Origin of the sequence: Proteus sp. HMSC14B05 (assembly GCF_001808035.1) — a bacterium.
In the GTDB taxonomy this organism is placed as follows: domain Bacteria; phylum Pseudomonadota; class Gammaproteobacteria; order Enterobacterales; family Enterobacteriaceae; genus Proteus; species Proteus mirabilis.
The window spans coordinates 169,524-189,362 of record NZ_KV791997.1; the positions used below are offsets into that span (position 1 = coordinate 169,524).

Annotated in this window: 17 protein-coding genes; 8 read left to right on the forward strand and 9 right to left on the reverse strand. The window is 42.0% G+C overall.

What is annotated here, in order from left to right; translation table 11 throughout:
- Window positions 1–11: 11 nt before the first annotated feature.
- Entirely contained in the window at window positions 12–827 is an 816-nt protein-coding gene (locus tag HMPREF3129_RS13670; protein WP_004246421.1) for an MIP/aquaporin family protein, read from the reverse strand.
- A gap of 296 nt (window positions 828–1,123) precedes the next feature.
- Here HMPREF3129_RS13670 and zapB point away from each other — a divergent pair, with 296 nt between their 5' ends.
- The gene (zapB, locus tag HMPREF3129_RS13675; RefSeq protein WP_012368679.1) at window positions 1,124–1,366 is read left to right on the forward strand and encodes a cell division protein ZapB; all 243 of its coding nucleotides are present in this window, start codon (window positions 1,124–1,126) and stop codon (window positions 1,364–1,366) included.
- 93 nt (window positions 1,367–1,459) lie between these two features.
- Here the strand turns inward: zapB and rraA are convergent, their stop codons facing one another.
- The 7 genes from rraA to priA form a co-directional block, all read right to left on the reverse strand.
- Complete coding sequence (gene rraA / locus HMPREF3129_RS13680) at window positions 1,460–1,978, reverse strand: ribonuclease E activity regulator RraA (protein ID WP_036919541.1); 519 nt, start codon at window positions 1,976–1,978, stop codon at window positions 1,460–1,462.
- Between the two features lie 108 nt (window positions 1,979–2,086).
- Window positions 2,087–3,004 (reverse strand): 1,4-dihydroxy-2-naphthoate polyprenyltransferase, encoded by a 918-nt coding sequence (locus HMPREF3129_RS13685; RefSeq protein WP_070487087.1) that lies wholly within the window; start codon window positions 3,002–3,004, stop codon window positions 2,087–2,089.
- 98 nt (window positions 3,005–3,102) lie between these two features.
- The gene (gene hslU, locus HMPREF3129_RS13690; RefSeq protein ID WP_004246417.1) at window positions 3,103–4,443 is read right to left on the reverse strand and encodes an HslU--HslV peptidase ATPase subunit; all 1,341 of its coding nucleotides are present in this window, start codon (window positions 4,441–4,443) and stop codon (window positions 3,103–3,105) included.
- Between the two features lie 12 nt (window positions 4,444–4,455).
- The gene (gene hslV, locus HMPREF3129_RS13695; protein WP_004246416.1) at window positions 4,456–4,986 is read right to left on the reverse strand and encodes an ATP-dependent protease subunit HslV; all 531 of its coding nucleotides are present in this window, start codon (window positions 4,984–4,986) and stop codon (window positions 4,456–4,458) included.
- A 110-nt stretch (window positions 4,987–5,096) separates the two neighbouring features.
- Complete coding sequence (ftsN, locus tag HMPREF3129_RS13700; protein WP_036919543.1) at window positions 5,097–5,891, reverse strand: cell division protein FtsN; 795 nt, start codon at window positions 5,889–5,891, stop codon at window positions 5,097–5,099.
- A gap of 70 nt (window positions 5,892–5,961) precedes the next feature.
- The gene (gene cytR / locus HMPREF3129_RS13705) at window positions 5,962–6,993 is read right to left on the reverse strand and encodes a DNA-binding transcriptional regulator CytR (RefSeq protein WP_004249710.1); all 1,032 of its coding nucleotides are present in this window, start codon (window positions 6,991–6,993) and stop codon (window positions 5,962–5,964) included.
- 252 nt (window positions 6,994–7,245) lie between these two features.
- A complete protein-coding gene (gene priA, locus HMPREF3129_RS13710) occupies window positions 7,246–9,447 on the reverse strand; it encodes a primosomal protein N' (RefSeq protein ID WP_004249709.1) in 2,202 nt (733 codons plus the stop codon).
- A 203-nt stretch (window positions 9,448–9,650) separates the two neighbouring features.
- Between priA and rpmE the strand changes: the two genes are divergently transcribed.
- The gene (rpmE, locus tag HMPREF3129_RS13715; protein ID WP_004246411.1) at window positions 9,651–9,863 is read left to right on the forward strand and encodes a 50S ribosomal protein L31; all 213 of its coding nucleotides are present in this window, start codon (window positions 9,651–9,653) and stop codon (window positions 9,861–9,863) included.
- Window positions 9,864–10,253: 390 nt separating this feature from the next.
- Window positions 10,254–11,558, forward strand: a complete 1,305-nt coding sequence (gene yjjJ / locus HMPREF3129_RS13720) for a type II toxin-antitoxin system HipA family toxin YjjJ (protein WP_004246410.1) — start codon at window positions 10,254–10,256, stop codon at window positions 11,556–11,558.
- Window positions 11,559–11,630: 72 nt separating this feature from the next.
- Here the strand turns inward: yjjJ and metJ are convergent, their stop codons facing one another.
- Window positions 11,631–11,948, reverse strand: coding sequence for a met regulon transcriptional regulator MetJ (gene metJ, locus HMPREF3129_RS13725; protein ID WP_004246409.1), 318 nt, complete (start codon window positions 11,946–11,948; stop codon window positions 11,631–11,633).
- Window positions 11,949–12,233: 285 nt separating this feature from the next.
- Between metJ and metB the strand changes: the two genes are divergently transcribed.
- The 5 genes from metB (at window position 12,234) to ppc (ending at window position 19,832) form a co-directional block, all read left to right on the forward strand.
- Entirely contained in the window at window positions 12,234–13,394 is a 1,161-nt protein-coding gene (metB, locus tag HMPREF3129_RS13730) for a cystathionine gamma-synthase (protein ID WP_004249895.1), read from the forward strand.
- Window positions 13,395–13,403: 9 nt separating this feature from the next.
- A complete protein-coding gene (locus HMPREF3129_RS13735) occupies window positions 13,404–15,842 on the forward strand; it encodes a bifunctional aspartate kinase/homoserine dehydrogenase II (protein WP_004249705.1) in 2,439 nt (812 codons plus the stop codon).
- A gap of 122 nt (window positions 15,843–15,964) precedes the next feature.
- Window positions 15,965–16,483, forward strand: a complete 519-nt coding sequence (locus HMPREF3129_RS13740) for a TIGR00645 family protein (protein WP_004246405.1) — start codon at window positions 15,965–15,967, stop codon at window positions 16,481–16,483.
- Between the two features lie 78 nt (window positions 16,484–16,561).
- Complete coding sequence (locus HMPREF3129_RS18555; protein WP_004246404.1) at window positions 16,562–16,723, forward strand: hypothetical protein; 162 nt, start codon at window positions 16,562–16,564, stop codon at window positions 16,721–16,723.
- Window positions 16,724–17,195: 472 nt separating this feature from the next.
- Entirely contained in the window at window positions 17,196–19,832 is a 2,637-nt protein-coding gene (ppc, locus tag HMPREF3129_RS13745; RefSeq protein WP_004246402.1) for a phosphoenolpyruvate carboxylase, read from the forward strand.
- Window positions 19,833–19,839: the final 7 nt, after the last annotated feature.

A 19,839-nucleotide genomic window follows, 5' to 3' on the forward strand; every position in this document is an offset into this window, starting at 1 on the left:
TGCTTGCATCGTTATTTGTCGTTTTCAATTTTGCAGGTATCACAAGGTAAGTGACGGCCAATAAGTTTACGATAAGCAAGTGCGCCTAAAATACCCCCAATCATTGGAGCAATGAGTGGGACTAAGAAATAAGGAATATCGCGTCCACCTGTTAAAGCAATATCACCCCATCCGGCAAAGAATGCGACTAATTTTGGCCCAAAATCACGGGCAGGGTTTAAGGCGAATCCAGTTAATGGACCAAATGCACCACCGATAACCGCAATCAGAATACCGATAAGTAATGGCGCTAAAGGCCCACGAGGTACACCGTTACCATCATCTGTTAAGGCTAAAATTAAGCCAACGAGAATAACGGCAATAATTACTTCGATAAAAAATGCGTGGATCACAGAGATTTGGGCTGCTGGGTAAGTAGAGAAGACGCCCGCAGTAAAGAGGCTTTCTTGTGATCCTCGTACAATTCCGTTGACCTGTTCGTAGTCGATAAATAAATTGTAATACATAAAGTACACAACAGCGGCGGCAAAAAAACCACCTAACATTTGTGCAACAATATAAGGGATAACTTTTTTACGTTCAAAGCACGCAAACAACCAGAATGCGACTGTGACCGCCGGGTTGAGGTGAGCACCAGAGGTACCCGCAGTAAGGTAAACGGCTAAGGCAACACCTAAGCCCCAGATAATACTTATCTCCCAAAGACCGAGTTGAGCGCCTGCGATACGTGCTGCTGCAACACAACCAAGACCAAAGAAGACTAGCAATGCAGTACCGATAAACTCGGAAATGCATTGACCCATAAGAGAGGTTTTCGTCTGGCTCATATATTCTATCCTGAAAGAGGGTGATTTTAATTGTTAGTATTCTTTTCGTATTGAAAAGATAACTGTAAATTTATCGTTAATGAGCGTAAACGAGAATAAGCGAAATTGAATTTTGTGTGTCCCATCATGAAAATGAGTGAAAACGCTCTTAAATAGTGACTTGTACAACACTAGGAGTGTGATCAGACCAGTATTTTTGTTAAATTGAAAAAAGCAGGTAATTCCACGGAAGATGCTAGACAGTTGTTGATAGGCTACTTACAATCGGGAGTATCGATTATATGGGGGATTACAGTATGTCATTTGAAGTTTTTGAAAAATTAGAGTCAAAAGTACAACAAGCACTAGATACCATCACATTATTACAGATGGAAATTGAAGAGCTAAAAGAGAAAAATGATGCACTGAATCAAGAAGTGCAGGGCGCAAGAGAATCAAGAGAAGCTTTGGTTCGTGAAAACGAAGAGCTGAAACAAGAGCAATCAAGCTGGCAAGAGCGTTTACGTGCTCTGCTAGGAAAAATGGAAGACGTACAATAATCGTCCACCGTTTTCGCCAGTTAAAAACAAAGCCACTGATAAAGTGGCTTTTGTCTCTTTATGCGTTGTCTTTGTTAATAAGAGAATGGTCTATTATTCTTCTAATAAATCATCATCTAAATCGTCATCATCTAAGCCTAAAGGCTCTTCAGATAAGATAATGCCAGTATTATCAGCATAAAGGTAATCACCAGAGAAGAAAGTAACACCACCAAAGTTTACGCGGATATCACTGTCGCCGATGCCTTCATTTGGGCAACCTGCAGGAATGGCAGCCATCGCTTGAATGCCTAAATCAAGCTCAGATAAAGCGTCCACTTGGCGTACTGCACCATAAACAACAATACCTTCCCATTCGTTGAGTACCGCCAGTTGCGCCAATTCAGCGTCGACTAGCGCTTTGCGGACAGAGCCTCCGCCATCAACTAATAGAATACGATCTTTACCGTTTTCTTCTAGTAAGTCATAAAGCAGACCATTATCTTCAAAACATTTGACAGTGGTAATTTGTCCACCAAAAGAGCTACGACCACCAAAGTTTGAGAAAAGCGGTTCTACGACATTGATATCTTCTTGATAGATATCACAGAGTTCAGAAGTATCATATTTCATAGGATTTACGTCAGGTTGCCTCAGGAAAGTCCAGTATATCCCTTAACAGGGGGTGTTGGCAAAAGACTCACTGACAATTCAGTGAGTCAAATCAACAATAGCGGTAAATTACTCTAAAACTAAACCTAAAGAAAAAAGAATATTGGTTAACAGCGCCGCTTTGACCATATGTTCAAGCAGTGGTCGCATGGCTTCGCCACTAAGATCGGCATTAACGCGTTTAATATGCAGTAATAGCATTGGTACGGCTAATAAAAATAGCCACGCCGTCCAACGGTGCATATAAATCAGGGTGAACACAATCAAACAGATAATGGCTATGGCAATCACGCAGGTGTGGTAAATTCGTGAGCCAGAAGCCCCCAAACGCACCGCCAAGGTATTTTTACCGGCTTGAATGTCGTTTTCAAGGTCACGCATATTGTTAATGTTAAGTACTGCGACCGAGAGCAGTCCGCAGGCGGTGGCAGGCAGTAGTGTCACAATATTAAAAGCATTAGCTTGCAAATAATAAGTGCCAATCACACTTAGCCAGCCAAAGAAAATTAATACCGAAATATCGCCCAATCCCATATAGCCATAAGGGCGTTTCCCTACGGTATAGGTAATGGCAGCCACGATAGCCAATAAGCCTATCACTAAAAAGCCAATAGCATCTTCGGGTTTTTTACAGGCGACAATTATCAAGGCGATACCTGAAACACAGGAGATAATTACATTGATAATTAAGGCTTTTTTCATTTGAGTAGGGGTGATAACCCCTTTTTGCATTCCACGCAGTGGCCCTAATCGCTCTTCAGTATCTGTCCCTTTAACGGCATCACCATAGTCATTCGCTAAGTTAGAGAGAATTTGTAGTGTGCCAGCAGTTAAAATCGCCAGTAATGCAATAGGTAGCTCAAAATGACCCGTCCAATACGCTAAGGCGGAGCCTGTCACAATAGCAATTAACCCTAAAGGTAGGGTTTTGGGTCGTAAACTTTCAAGCCAGGCTTGTGTCCGGCTAATGGAATGTTGAGCGCTCATGCTGAAATTCAATACTCATGTTCGTTGTTATTATAAAAATAAGAATGGGAGGCAAGCCTCCCACGTTAATATTGCTGATTAAGGATCGCATAAGTTGATTATAAAATAAATCGACTCAGATCTTCATCTGCTACAAGCTCATCCAGATGCTGTTTCACATATTCTGCATCAATAAGAATAGTTTCGCCTTGACGTTCACTCGCATCATAGGAAATTTCTTCCATTAAACGCTCTAATACCGTATGTAGACGACGTGCACCAATGTTTTCAGTGGTTTCATTTACACGCCAAGCAGATTCGGCAATTTTGCGAATACCGTCTTGGCTAAAGTTAATGCTTACCCCTTCGGTAGCCATTAATGCTTGATACTGTTTTGTTAATGATGCATTTGGCTCAGTAAGGATACGCTCAAAATCTTCTGCAGTCAGTGCTTGTAGTTCAACACGAATAGGCAGACGGCCTTGTAACTCAGGAATTAAGTCAGAAGGACTAGAGACTTGGAATGCGCCTGAGGCAATAAACAGAATATGATCTGTTTTCACCATACCGTGCTTAGTGGATACGGTGCAACCTTCTACCAGTGGTAATAGGTCACGTTGTACACCTTCACGAGAAACATCAGGGCCAGAGCTTTGACCACCACGTTTACAGATTTTATCTACTTCATCAATAAACACGATACCATGTTGCTCAACTGCATCGATGGCTTGTTGTTTTAACTCTTCAGGATTAACCAGTTTAGCGGCTTCTTCTTCGACAATCAGTTTAAACGCTTCTTTGATTTTCATCTTACGCGCTTTTTGCTTTTGTCCCGCTAAATTTTGGAACATGGATTGTAATTGATTAGTCATCTCTTCCATGCCTGGAGGTGCCATAATTTCAACACCCATTGGGGTGGCGGCTAATTCAATTTCAATCTCTTTGTCGTCTAATTGGCCTTCACGGAGTTTCTTACGGAACGCTTGGCGCGCTGCTGAAGGCTCTGAGGATGATGCCGATTCTGTGACTCCCCAGTTATTTTTTGCTGGTGGGATCAGTACATCAAGAATACGCTCTTCTGCCATTTCTTCAGCACGGTAACGATTTTTTTCAATCGCTTGGCTACGTACCATTTTAACAGCAGAATCAGTTAAATCGCGGATAATAGAATCGACTTCTTTACCTACATAACCCACTTCAGTGAATTTTGTGGCTTCGACTTTGATAAAAGGTGCATTGGCTAATTTTGCTAAGCGACGTGCAATTTCAGTTTTACCTACCCCTGTAGGTCCAATCATCAAAATATTTTTTGGGGTTACTTCATGACGCAGCGCTTCATCAAGCTGCATGCGACGCCAGCGGTTACGCAGTGCAATAGCAACCGCACGTTTGGCCTTATCTTGACCAATAATAAATCTGTCGAGTTCGCTGGCAATTTCGCGAGGAGTCATTTCGGACATGCTCTCAAATCCTTACTCTTTTGAAGAGATTTCTTCAAAGTTGACATTATGGTTGGTGTAGATGCAGATATCACCGGCAATATTCAGTGCTTTTTCCGCAATTTCGCGTGCACTTAGATCGGTGTTTTCTAACATCGCTCTCGCCGCTGCTTGTGCATAAGGGCCACCAGAACCAATAGCAATCAGATCGTTTTCTGGCTGCACAACATCACCGTTACCGGTGATAATCAAAGATGTTGTTTCGTCTGCCACAGCCAGTAATGCTTCTAGTTTGCGTAACATTCTGTCTGTACGCCAATCTTTCGCAAGTTCAACAGCGGCTTTAGTTAAATGGCCTTGATGGAGCTCTAATTTACGCTCAAAAAGTTCAAAAAGCGTGAAAGCATCAGCAGTGCCGCCGGCAAATCCCGCAATCACTTTGTCGTTATAAAGACGGCGTACTTTGCGAACATTGCCTTTCATGACGGTATTACCCATCGTCGCCTGTCCATCACCACCGATTACGACTTGGCCATTACGGCGAACACTTACGATTGTAGTCATGAGTCAGCCCCTGGTTTATCAATAAAAAGAAGTGGGTTGTGCTTTAATATCAGAAAAAACACAGCCCATTATGTGAATTAGATTTATAGGTGGGGGAGAAATTTTATTTTTCAACCCCCCGTAGTACGAAGAATACAACCTGATACACCTGCGCCTGCAGCTTGACGGCTTAGCGTATTGGCTTGCTCTTTATTAAATGGGCCAGATAAAACGCGGATCCAACCGTCATTTCCTTTGGTCACACGGCTTTCGATACCGGAAAATGCCAAGGTTGCGCGTACAGATTCAGCTTGTTCATTGGTTTTAAATGAACCGCATTGGACTAAAAAGCGCGCTTCAGTCGTCGCAGGTTTTGGTGTTGTTATCGCAGGTGCAGGCTCCTGTTTTACCGGTGCTGAAGGTTGCGAGGGTTGTACCGAAGGTGCGGTGGTTGTCGGTGGGGTAATGACAACCTGTGAACGTGGTACTTCACCGTTATAAGGCACTTCTGGTAACTCTACCGCCGGTTGACGTTTATCCGCTTCAATTTGTTGTAAAAAACGTAATTGCTCCGGTGAAAGTGTCGCTTTCGGATTAATCTGGCTCCCTGAAGAGGTCGCTGGTGGCTGTAATGGGTTCCCCACCTGTCGATTCTCGAGCTCTTTGATATATTGCCAACGCTCTTGCGGTTTAGGTGGTAAGTTGTTAGTTGGTTGTTGCCCTGCACTTGATGACGTTGGTTCGACAACCTCTTTTTTATTATGGGTAATAAAATAGAGGCCGCCAACAAATAGCGCCACAAGCGCAATTGCTACAATAAGTGTGGTTAAAGGCAACCCACTGGCCGCCTTTTTACCTTTGCCTTTCGTTGTCTTTTTACGACGAGCAGATGACTGTCCTCGTCCCACATAGTCTCGTTGTGCCACAGTTCGATTCGCTGATAATTAAATGAATAGGTATCACAACCGATATGTTACTTAACATAGTGTCTTTTGCCTAGCTTTTAAGCCGACAGACACTTTCTCTTACTATTAACTCACAATCTAATAGGCGAGAGCCGGGTGCAACAGGTCTACCTTGTAACTGATCAAGCAGTAACAACATGGATTGACGACCAATTTGGTAACGTGGCTGTTCCATGGTGGTTAATGCAGGCTCGCTATAGCGCGTAATATCAAGGTTATCGAAGCCAATCACAGAGAGATCGTCAGGTAATTGTAAGCCAAGTTTTTTAGCCTGCCACATCACACCAATCGCCATAATATCGCTATGACAAAATACCGCTGTCGGTGGTTCAGGTAACGAAATTAACTTTTTCAGACTTTCTGCACCGCTTTCGTGGGTAAAATCACCTCTAATAATATAATCTTCGCGTAGAGGGACACCGGTTCTACGCATAGCTTGAATATAACCTTGTAAGCGATAACGACATAGTGGCATATCTTCAGGGCCAGTAATACAGGCAATACGCTTATGTCCCATCTGTTGTAGATAGTGGGTGGCTCTAAAAGAAGCAGTCAAATTATCAATATGAACGGTTGGCAATTCAAGCTCTGGCGCAAATTCATTTGCCATGATCATAGGAGGAAGATTTTTTTGCTCTTCTTTAGAAACATCAAAAGGGATATGAGAGCCAAGCAGTAACATGCCGTCAATCTGCTTAGTAATAATTAAATTAATAAAGGCATTTTCATGTTTTTGTTGGTGTTTGCAGTCACCAATTAACACAAGATAGCCGTGTTGAGCTGCGGTTTCTTCAATGCCACATACAACATCTGTAAAAAAGGGATCACTGATGTTAGGGACGATCACGAGGATCGTTTTTGACTCGTTACGTTTCAGGTTTTTTGACAAATTATGTGGGTAATAACCCACGTCAAGAACAGCTTGCTCAACTTTTTGACGGGTTTGTGAGGATACTTTTTCTGGATTCATTAATGTGCGTGACACCGTGGCTGTTGACACGCCAGCAGCAAAAGCAACATCTTTCATTGTTGCTTGTGCGCTCTCTTTATTATTCTGTTGCAAACCCCATACCTCCGTACTGATGGTTTGGTTAAACGATTGCTTTTTTGTTGCAAAAAAACCGTCGTTGTCCAAAATACAAAGATGCGACGGTTTTTTAATTCAAGAAATATTCTAAATTGTTATTTTACCCACTTTTTGAATAGATACTGTTACCTAGTTTGCATAAAAAGTGTGATACCAATCGTTTTTATGAGGTAGTTCGCAAAATTGATAAATAGTTTTGAATTATAAGCGCGCTAAATATCAGTAGGCTTAGCAATCAGTTGGATCAACATCAATATTCCATTTCACTTTTTTACTCTCAGGAAGCGCCACTATCTGAGGATAAGTAACAGACATTAACTTTTGTAAATAACCCCTTGAAGGATGTTGCAATAATAGTTGCCAACGGAAATTTCCCCCTCGTTTTGCCTGAATAGCCGGAATGGGGCCCATCACCCATAAATGACTATCCCTCATCGGGTGTTGCTCGAAGAACTGTTTAAGCTGGCGTAAAAACTGGGGGGCTTTTTGGTTATTATGATCTTCAGAGCGGATCATAATATGGCTGGAATAAGGGGGTAAAAAGGTTGCTTGTCGCTCTTGTAACGCCTCTTTAGTAAAAGCATCATAGCCTTTTTCTAACAGCGTTAATAATAGCGGGTGATCGGGTTGGTGAGTTTGTAAATAGACGGCACCTTGTTTCCCGGCTCTTCCTGCACGACCTGATACTTGAGTATAAAGCTGAGCAAAACGTTCAGCAGCACGAAAGTCACTAGAAAATAAAGCACCATCAACATCAAGGAGCGCCACCAGCGTAACGTCTGGGAAGTGGTGACCTTTAGCCAACATCTGTGTGCCAATTAGAATACGTGATCCACCTTGATAGATGTCTTCTAGTTGTTGCTCTAATGCTCCTTTACGACTGGTGGTATCTTTATCAATACGGGTGATCGGGGTATTAGGAAATAACTCGCCAATGCCTTGTTCAAGTTGTTCTGTGCCCAATCCTACTGGCATTAAATTAGTTGAACCACATTGAGGGCATTGTGATGGAATACGACGTTGGCTATCACACTGGTGGCAACGTAGCATGCCGTGTTTTTGATGTAAGGTATAATAGTGATCACAGCGAGGGCATTCGGCAATCCAACCACACTCATGGCAGAGTAACGCAGGCGCAAAGCCACGGCGATTTAAAAACAACATCACTTGGTTACCGGCATTAAGATGCTCTTTTATGGCTTTAATGAGTGTTGGAGAGAGTCCGGTTGTGAGCGGTTGCCCTTTTAGGTCGATTAAATGCTCTGTGGCAGGTTTAGCATTTCCCGCCCGTTGCGTTAACGTCAGTTGTTGATATTTTTTTTGTGCAACGTTATAGCTGGTTTCAATCGATGGGGTGGCAGTGCCCATCACGATAGGAATATTTTCTTGCTTGGCGCGAAAGACCGCTAAATCTCGTGCATGGTAACGCCAGCCATCTTGTTGCTTATAAGAGCCATCATGCTCCTCATCAATAATAATAATCCCTAATTGCTGAAAAGGGGTGAGCAATGCTGAGCGCGTACCGATAATAATGGCATTATCTCCCCGTTTCGCTCGTAGCCATACCGCAAGGCGTTCCGTATCGTTGAGTCCGGAGTGAAGAACATCGACGGGGGCATTAAAACGTGCTTTAAAACGGCGAATGGTTTGTGGGGTCAAACCTATTTCAGGGACTAAGATCAATGCTTGTTTACCTTGAGCGAGAATAGTTTCAAGTACACTGAGATACACTTCTGTTTTACCAGAGCCTGTGATCCCCAATAATAACCAAGGCGAAAATTGGTCTGCTTGTGCCGTGATAGCACCAACAGCAACCGCCTGTTCAGCATTAAGTTTAAATCGTTCACCCTGTACGGCAAAAGTGCTTTGCCACTGTATAGGGGCGGGTTGAATAGGACGTAAATCCGCTAATGCTTTCTTTTTTAAGTTATTTAGTGTCGCTGTTGTAATTTCATATTCATCTAACTGGTGGCGATACAAAGGGGCACGGCGTAGTGCCGCCAAAGCTTGTTGTTGCTTTTTAGCGCTTTTTAGACTGTTAAGATCAAGCGCTTCTCCCTCTTGAGTGGCATACCATTGCCATAAGGGCGTAAATTCAGCCGGTTTCCCTTGTCGTAGTAGAATTGGCATCGCATGAAAGAGAACTTCACCTAAAGGATAATGATAATAAGCACTTGCCCAATTAAGCATATCCCATAAGATCCCCGGAAACAGAGTCTCTGTATCAAGTACTTCTTCAATAGGTTTCAGTTTTTCAATGGGAAACTCACTGTGTGAACTAAAACCTTTAACAATACCGATAGAGCGACGCTGTTTGCCAAAGGGAACGACCACGCGACAACCTATTGTTGGCATGGCACAACCTTCTGGAAGCAGGTAGTCAAAGGAAGAAAACAGTGGTACAGGTAATATTACCTGAACTATAGTCATATCAGGGTTTCCGAGTGTTTTAGCGAAAAGATAGTATTAAGAATATCACAAAAAGTGTGCAGATTTCATTGCGCGTTTGGCGGATATTCTGTATGATCCGCCCCCTTTGGTAGATAAAATACCAAACAATTTAATTCAATCAACACGACGTGTGGTGTTCGGCTGAGGGCTGAATAGCGACACGGCCTTAGCAGAGGTTTTCCATGAAAAAAGATATTCATCCTAAATACGAAGAAATTACTGCAACTTGTTCTTGCGGTAACGTTATGAAAATCAACTCCACAGCAGGCCACAACCTGAATCTGGACGTTTGTGATAAATGCCACCCATTCTATACTGGTAAACAACGTGATGTTGCAACCGGTGGTCGTGTTGATCTGTTCAACAAACGTTTCAAAATCCCAGGCAGCAAATAAGATATTTGTTACCACAACTTTTCAGGTAACACTGAAAACGTGTAGGGAAAACGGAATTGAAGAAAGCCCAAAGTATTTGCTTTGGGCTTTTTGTTATTCTTTATCGTCTAAATTATGGTCACTTTGTATCATACTTTAACCGCTTGATTTTTTTATTGATAGTAAGCTTTCCCTATCTCTATTCATCACCTAGCATGACCTCCCAATGATAAAATAACATATCGAATATACCTCAAAGCGATAGCGCCCTTTTGTATGCATTTTTTATGTAATATCGTCGCCAATGTTCGCGCTTTTAATAGTGACAAGACAGATCAGAGCTGATAAATTATCTATTCATAATCCTATTCATTTATCTATTCATTAACCTATTTATAAGTAGCTAATATCATGACACAACGAGCAGAAGTCATACGAAAAATACTACGTAATGGACCTGAGCCAGCAAGGCAACTAGCTAATATTATGAATATTAGTCAGCCAACCCTGTCGAGGGCATTAAAAATGTTGTCTAATGATATTGTTCAAATTGGCTCGGGTCGTTCTATTCAATATGCTTTACGTGATGGTTCGCGTGGCTTCAACTCTGTACCCATTTATCGCATAAATGAAGAAGGTAAAATTAAATTGTTGGGTAAATTGACACCAGTTTATCCAGCCGGTTTTGTTATGGAGCAGGTTGATAATGTCAATCGGTATAGCGAAGGATTGCCGTGGTGGTTATTTGATATGCGTCCACAAGGGTATCTTGGACGTGCTTATGCTGCGACTTATTCCGCTGAGTTGGGTTTACCACATAATCCAGACAGTTGGTCTGACACAGATATTATCAGAGCTTTAATTGCTCACGGTCATGATGCAGTGGGAAATTTGTTAATAGGGGAACAGGCAAAAAAACATTTTTTGGCGATGCCGATACCTGCTGTGGTTGCTCGTTCAACAACTTACCCAACATTAGCTCGAGCGGTTAGTTCAGGGGAAGATCCTGGCTCATCCGCAGGTGGCGAACAACCCAAATTTTGTACCTATACCGATAGAGGCCATGTCATCGTTAAATTTACGGCTTCTGACAATAATGCTATCAGCGAGCGTTGGCGTGATCTCCTGCAAGCTGAGCATCTTGCCTTAAAGGTGCTAGGCGTTGAAACAGAAATTTTTGATTTTGAAGGGCAACGTTTTCTTGAAATACCGCGTTTTGACCGTGTAGGTGCTCTAGGTCGTGTCGGACTTTTTTCTTTACAAGCATTAGATGCACAGTTTGTCGGGCGAGCAAGAGAGCCATGGCCTGTGTTAGTTGATGCGTTAATTGAGCAAAAACAGGTTCAGCCTGATGCCTCGGTAAGTACAATGCGACGTTGGGCATTTGGTATGTTGATTGGAAATACTGACATGCACCATGGCAATTTATCGTTTATCAGTCTCCATGGCCGACCATATGCGCTTGCGCCTGCTTACGATATTCTACCAATGGGATTTGCGCCTAAAGTAGGAGGAGAAATAGTCAACACACTGCGACCGGCGACATTACTTGATGGGATCAGCCGTGAAATTTGGCGGGAGAGTTTAGCACTTGCAGAGCAGTTTTATACTTTGCTTACTCATTGTCATGCTCTTTCTGACAATTTTTCTCCCTGCCTTAACGCGTTACGCAATCATCTGGATGAAGCGAGTTCGCGTATCTCTCGTCTAGAGTAATGCATAAATTGAAGCCCAAAGTGTTGGCTTTGGGCTTCTGGTTATATTTTTGCTATCAAAAATAATTTCTGATCAATATTCCCAAGTCTCGGGATCAACACCCCGCTGGCGCATTATTTCTTTTGCCTCTTCAGGGATTTCATCGTTACGCTCTTTGCGTAAGTCTTCATCATTGGGGAGAGGCTGTCCGGTAAATGCGTGTAAAAATGCTTCACACAATAATTCACTATTGGTGGCATGTTTTAGGTTATTGACCTGACGACGAGTGCGCTCATCTGTCAAAATTTTTAGCACTTTCAATGGAATTGAAACTGTAATTTTTTTGACTTGTTCGCTTTTTTTACCATGCTCAGCGTAAGGGCTGATATATTCACCGTTCCATTCAGCCATGGATTACCTTAATTAATATCATTTAGTTGAAGCCAGTTTAGGGTTGATGCCCTATTCTGACGAGCCATGCCAGTTTATCATGACTTTTCTAAAACCACCGACTGTTACTGGCTAAAGGTGTGAGAAAAAGCAATAGTTACCTGGCGATATCCTTAATATTTATATTATTCCATTTGTTGGTCTATCCGTAAAGGAGTTTAGATGTCTAGATGTATTGACGTCTTGGTGTCTAATTGGATATGCTGTAAGCGACTTTTCCACTTAGCGCTGTAACAAGGTGTCTGTATGACGAAGAAAACCGCAACCATTGCCATTCACAATGGGCTTAATGAAGATAAGCAATATGGCTGTGTTGTACCGCCAATCTATCTTTCTAGCACCTATAATTTCTTAGCATTTAATCAACCTCGTGAACATGATTACTCTCGTCGGGGCAATCCCTCGCGCGATATGGTGCAAAATGCATTAGCAGAGCTTGAAGGTGGGGTGGGAGCAGTTGTTACTAGCAGTGGGATGTCAGCAATTCATTTAATTTGTACGACTTTTTTAAAACCGGGTGATGTCATTGTGGCGCCCCATGATTGTTATGGGGGCAGTTATCGTCTGTTTAATAGTCAGCAGCAACGTGGTGCTTATCGTGTGGTATTTGTTGATCAAAACGATGAGCAAGCGTTACAACAGGCGTTGGCATTAGCACCAAAAATAGTATTTATTGAAACACCCAGTAATCCACTATTGCGCATCACTGATATTGAGAAAATAAGCCAATTAGCTCACCAAGTTGGGGCGTTGGTGGTGGCGGATAACACCTTTATGAGCCCGGTATTGCAAAAGCCATTGGCTTTAGGGGCTGATTTAGTGGTGCATTCTTGCACTAAGTATCTTAATGGGCATTCTGATCTTGTCGCGGGTGTTGTGATTAGTCAGTGTAGGAAACAGCTTGAGGATTTAAGCTGGTGGGCAAATAATATTGGTGTTACTGCTGGGGCGTTTGATAGTTATTTGTTATTACGAGGGATCAGAACCTTAGTACCACGAATTCGATTACAACAAGAAAATACTCAAGCATTGGTGGATTATCTACAAACACAACCCTTAGTGGATAAAATTTATTATCCAGCACTAGAACATCATGTCGGTCACGTGATAGCGAAAAAACAGCAACAAGGTTTTGGTGCGATGTTAAGTTTTGAGTTAAAAGGGGGTATTGAGGCAATTAAATCCTTTTTATCTCATTTAACACTCTTTACACTGGCAGAGTCTTTAGGTGGTGTAGAAACATTAATTTGTCATCCGGCGACCATGACACACGCAGGAATGTCTGAAGAAGCGAGAAAAACCGCTGGGATCAGTAACGCTTTATTGCGCATTTCCGTGGGGATTGAGGATAGTCTGGATCTCATCAACGATTTACAAAATGCGTTTAATGCAGCAACGAAAAGGTAACCATGGATCATGAGCGTAGTGGCGATTAAACAACAGGCGCAACCAACTTGCCGTCAGTTACATAAATTCGGTGGTAGCAGTCTTGCAGACATAAAATGTTATCAGCGAGTCGTGAATATCATGACAAATTATAGCCAACCTAATGATTTAATGGTGGTTTCTGCAGCAGGCTCGACAACAAATCAGCTGATTAACTGGTTAAAACTGAGTCAAAGTGATCGTATTTCTGCCCATCAAGCTCAGCAAGAATTACGTCGTTATCAGCTATCCTTGATTGAAGGACTACTATCAAAAGAGCATGCACAAGCTCTTTCACAGGCCTTTATTGCTGATTTAGAAAGACTAAGTTACTTACTTGATAAGCCGATAACGGATGCAACTTATGCTGAAGTCGTTGGTCATGGTGAAATTTGGTCAGCGAGATTAATGGCAAGCTTATTAACGGAGCAGGGTTTACCTAGTGTGTGGTTAGATGCGCGAGAATTTTTATGTGCAGAGCGCGCCGCACAGCCTCAAGTTAATGAAGCCTTATCGCGTCCTTTGTTACAATCACTGTTGGCTAAATATCCTCAATGTCGCTTTGTGGTAACGGGTTTTATTAGTCGTAATCAACAGGGTGAGACGGTGCTATTAGGCCGTAATGGTAGTGACTACTCAGCGACCCAAGTAGGTGCCTTAGCGGATGTGGGTAAAGTGACCATTTGGAGCGATGTTGCAGGGGTTTATAGTGCCGATCCCCGAAAAGTGAAAGATGCCTGTTTGCTACCGTTATTGCGTTTAGATGAGGCGAGCGAGCTGGCAAGATTAGCAGCACCTGTTTTGCATACACGCACACTACAACCCGTCTCAGGGAGCAATATCGATTTACAATTACGTTGCAGTTACCAACCAGAGCAGGGTTCAACTCGAATTGAACGGGTATTAGCATCAGGTACAGGGGCAAAAATTGTCACTAGCCATGATGATGTTTGTTTAATCGAGCTTCAATTAGCCGCACATCAAAATTTTGAACAAATCGCTAAAGAAGTGGATGCATTACTTCAGCGGGTACAAATTCGTCCACTGGCAACCGGTATTGATAGAGATAGTCAGTTGCTACAGTTGTGTTACACCAGTGAAGTCGCTAATAGTGCGTTAGATGTTCTGCAAGATGCAGCCTTACCGGGTAAATTACATCTGCGAGAGGGCTTTTCTCTTGTTGCTTTAGTTGGCGCTGGGGTATGTAAAAATCCACTCCATTGCCACCGTTTCTACCAACAACTTAAAGATCAACCGGTAGAGTTTATTTGGCACGCGGAAGATAACATCAGTTTAGTTGCGGTATTACGTAACTATACGGCTTCATTATTGCAAGGTTTACATCAAACATTATTCAGGGCAGAAAAACAGATTGGTTTAGTGTTGTTTGGTAAAGGGAATATTGGCTCACGTTGGTTAGAGCTGTTTGCTCGTGAACAGGAGCCATTATCAGCACGTAGTGATTTTGAATTTATTCTGGCGGGGGTGGTAGATAGCCGTCGCAGCCTACTAGATCACCAAGGTATTGATCCTAGTCGCGCACTGGCCTTTTTTGATGATGAAGCAACAGTGCATAGTGAAGAGTCGCTTCATTTATGGATGAGATCGCATCCTTTTGATGATTTAGTGGTGGTCGATATTACCGCTAATGAAGAGCTTGCCGCCTGTTATGAAGATTTTGCCAGCTATGGTTTTCATGTGATTAGTGCAAATAAAATCGCTGGCTCGGCATCAAGTTTACGCTATCGCGCAACTCGTGATGCTTTTTCTAAAACAGGACGCCACTGGTTATATAATGCGACAGTTGGTGCGGGATTACCTATTAATCATACGGTGCGTGATCTACGTGAAAGCGGTGATACGATTTTATCTATCAGTGGTATTTTCTCCGGCACATTATCATGGCTATTTTTACAATTTGATGGCAGCGTACCTTTTAGTGATTTGGTAGAACAAGCATGGCAACAAGGCCTAACCGAGCCTGATCCGCGTATCGACTTATCAGGACAAGATGTGATGCGCAAATTGATTATTTTAGCCCGTGAAGCTGGCTATGATATTGAACCTGAGCAAGTCCGTGTTGAATCGCTGGTTCCTGCTCAAGCGCAAAGTGGATCATTAGAAGCCTTCTTTGAAAATAGCAGTGTGATTAATGAACAAATGGCACAACGTTTAGCGGCTGCCAATGAGATGGATATGGTACTGCGTTATATTGCGCGGTTTGATGCTAACGGCAAAGCGAAGGTTGGGGTTGAAGCGGTGAGAAAAGATCATCCTCTGGCATCACTATTACCGGGGGATAACCTATTTGCTATTGAAAGCCGTTGGTATCGTGACAACCCATTAGTCATTAGAGGTCCTGGTGCTGGACGTGATGTGACTGCGGGGGCTATTCAGTCTGATCTCAATCGCCTTTCTCAACTATTGTAAAAGACTATTTTCTTTTTAATCAAAACTATCAGTGATTTTTTTATTGCTGATAGTTTTCTGTGTATTTTTTTCTCTTCTATACTGAAAAAGATGATGATTAATTGTGTAGATAGAGAGGAAATATGAATAGAATTGTTGAAAAATGGATGTATCGCTCTCGTTGGTTATTTGCACCTGTCTATATTGGCTTATCTCTTGGATTGCTGGCATTAACGATTAAGTTTTTTCAGTCAATGTACGAGATCTTACCCAATATATTTGCCTTATCTGAAGCTGATTTAGTTTTACGTTTATTATCGCTAATTGATTTGGCATTAGTGGGGGGGTTATTGATAATGGTTATTTTCTCAGGTTATGAGAATTTTATTACCAATATGGAAATCGAAGGCGCGAAGGATAAACTCTCTTGGTTAGGTAACATGGATGCAGAATCGCTGAAAAATAAAGTTGCTGCTTCTATTGTTGCTATCTCTTCTATTCATTTGTTAGGGGTGTTTATGGACTTAAAAAATATCCCCGATAACAAGTTATTATGGTATGTGGTGCTACATCTGACTTTTGTTTTTTCCGCTTTTGTGATGGGCTATTTAGAGAAGATCTCTAAACGAAGTAAGCGAGCAAATAAAGCCAATCAAGGGTGATAAAATGAGAGCTACAGCACGTCGTTATTTTTAACCTTGGCTATACTTAAATCATCTCTAGTCACAAAGGAGCGATTAATGTCAAAAATTGAAAAACATGTTGATCAGCTAAAAGATAAAGCGACGGAGGTGAAGCATCGGACAGAAGAAAAATTATCTGAAGTTGCCCACGATTTAAAACATGGTGCATCTGATCTTAAAGAAAACGTAGAAAAAAAGATTGATTCATTGAAAAAGTGAATGTGCTATTTGTTAACACAAGGCGCTGCATAGTCAGCGCCTTTTCTATTTAAGGGGTATCGATAGGGTGAAATTGGAGAAAAAATACCAGACAATTTATCAATATTAAAAAAATTCATCTAAATTTTTCGCCAGATAAATTTTTACTTATTTCACCCTTTCTAGTAAAAAACCCTTCTTAGACGATAAGAAACAAAAAAATGTCCTTATTATGGTTAATATTGAGCAAAAACAACGTCGATATTAGCCATTCTTATAACACTAAAGCCGTAATTAAATTTCAGAAAATTCCCCCAAAACGCTTATTTTCTGATATGAATAGTAGGCTATAAGTAAAAAGCAGTGTGGCTTATCACAAAAATCACAATAAAGTCACATAAAAAATGAAAATTAATTACACAACTGGAAGGACATGACTTTTTCTTAGTAAAAAGTATGTTGTTACCGACACAAAGCCAAGGTCAGGAGTCTTATGAATCAACAATATTCTGCTATGCGTAGTAATGTCAGCATGCTTGGCAAACTACTCGGCGACACGATAAAAGAGGCACTCGGTGAAGAAATTTTAGATAAAGTGGAATCTATCCGAAAGTTATCTAAGTCATCACGAGCAGGTAATGAAGTTCAGCGACAAAAGCTACTATTAACCTTACAAAATCTCTCTAATGATGAGTTATTACCTGTTGCTAGAGCATTCAACCAATTCTTAAACCTGACTAATGTGGCAGAGCAATACCATAGCATTTCTCCTCATGGTGAAGCGGCAAGTAATCCTGTGGCATTGGCTAAATTAATTGAACGGCTGAAAGATAAAAACTTTACTAATCAGCAACTCAAACAAGCCGTTGAACAAATTTCGATTGAATTAGTCTTAACGGCTCATCCAACGGAAATTGCTCGCCGTACGCTTATTCATAAGCTAGTGGAAGTCAATACTTGCTTATCTCAGCTTGATCATGATGATCTTGCCGATTATGAACGTACCAATATTATGCGCCGTTTACGCCAATTGGTTGCGCAATCGTGGCATACCGATGAGATCAGAAAAATTCGCCCAACCCCTATTGATGAAGCGAAATGGGGCTTTGCGGTGGTCGAAAATAGCTTATGGGAAGGTGTGCCTGCTTTCTTACGTGAATTTAATGAACAGTTAGAAGAGTCTATTGACTACAATTTACCGGTAGAAGCTTCTCCTATTCGCTTTACTTCATGGATGGGGGGAGATCGTGATGGTAACCCAAATGTTACCGCTGAAATTACCCGTCATGCATTATTACTTAGTCGCTGGAAAGCCGCTGATCTATTTTTAAATGATATTCAGGTGCTCGTTTCTGAGCTGTCTATGACAGAAAGCACCCCAGAATTACGTGAATTAGCGGGCGGTGCCGATGTTGCCGAGCCTTATCGTGAAATAGCCAAACAATTACGCACTCGCTTACAAGTGACTCGTGATTATTTGGAACAACGTATCAAAGGTCAGCAATCATTACCTCCTGAAGGCTTACTGATTGATAACTCAGCACTTTGGGAACCTTTATATGCTTGTTACCAATCACTGCATCAGTGTGGTATGCGCATTATTGCCAATGGACAGTTATTAGATACTTTGCGCCGTATCCGTTGTTTTGGATTACAACTGGTGCGACTCGATATTCGCCAAGAAAGCACTAATCATACCGAAGCGTTGTCTGAATTAACGCAATATTTAGAGCTTGGTGATTATGCTAGTTGGTCTGAAGAGCAAAAACAGACGTTTTTACTGACAGAACTTAACTCTAAACGTCCATTGATCCCTACTCATTGGCAACCGAGTGAAGCAACTAAAGAGGTATTTGAAACCTGTCGGGTGATTGCTGAGTCACCAAAAGATTCTATTGCTTCTTATGTGATTTCCATGGCGAAAGTCCCTTCGGATGTATTAGCCGTTAAACTATTACTAAAAGAAGCAGGGGCAGATATTCGTTTACCTGTAGCACCATTATTTGAAACGTTAGAAGACTTAAATAACGCAGAAAGTGTGATGACCCGTCTGTTTGATATTCCGTGGTATCGCGATTTAATTGATAACAAACAGATGGTAATGATTGGTTATTCTGACTCAGCGAAAGATGCGGGTGTGATGGCGGCATCGTGGGCGCAATATCGAGCACAGGATGCTTTAATTAAGTTATGTGAGAAATCTGGCGTGACATTAACGCTATTTCATGGCCGTGGGGGTACTATCGGCCGTGGAGGTGCGCCGGCACATGCTGCATTATTATCACAACCACCGGGTAGTTTAAAAGGTGGGTTGCGGGTGACAGAGCAAGGGGAGATGATCCGCTTTAAATTTGGCTTACCGCAAGTGACTATCAGTAGTCTGGCTCACTATGCTGGTGCGATTTTAGAAGCTAATTTATTACCTCCTCCAGAGCCAAAAACAGCTTGGATTGAGGTTATGGATGCTTTATCTGATGTATCTTGCGAGATGTATCGTGGCTATGTCAGAGGCGAAAAAGATTTTGTGCCTTATTTCCGAGCAGCGACGCCAGAAGGTGAATTAGGTAAATTACCATTAGGCTCTCGACCTGCTAAACGCCGTCCAACAGGAGGCGTTGAAACATTGCGTGCTATTCCGTGGATCTTCGCTTGGACTCAGAACCGTTTAATGTTACCCGCATGGTTAGGAGCCGGTGCTGCTTTACAGCATGAGATAGATAACGGAAAACAAGCCGTATTGGATGATATGTGTGAGAATTGGCCTTTCTTTAATACTCGTATTGCTATGCTAGAGATGGTGTATGCAAAAGCGGATCTATGGCTTGCGGAGTATTACGATCAGCGTTTAGTCGAAGAAAATTTATGGCCATTAGGGGCGAAATTACGTCAACAACTCTCTGATGATATTAAGAGTGTATTAGCGATTTCCAAAGATGAGCATTTAATGGCGGACTTACCGTGGGTTGCTGAATCTATCGCATTGCGTAATGTTTATACTGATCCACTTAACGTCTTACAGGCAGAGCTATTGCAACGCTCTCGTACTCATAGCGAGTCTGATCCACGTATTGAACAAGCGTTGATGGTGACTATCGCAGGTATTGCTGCGGGTATGCGTAATACCGGCTAGTGGTCGC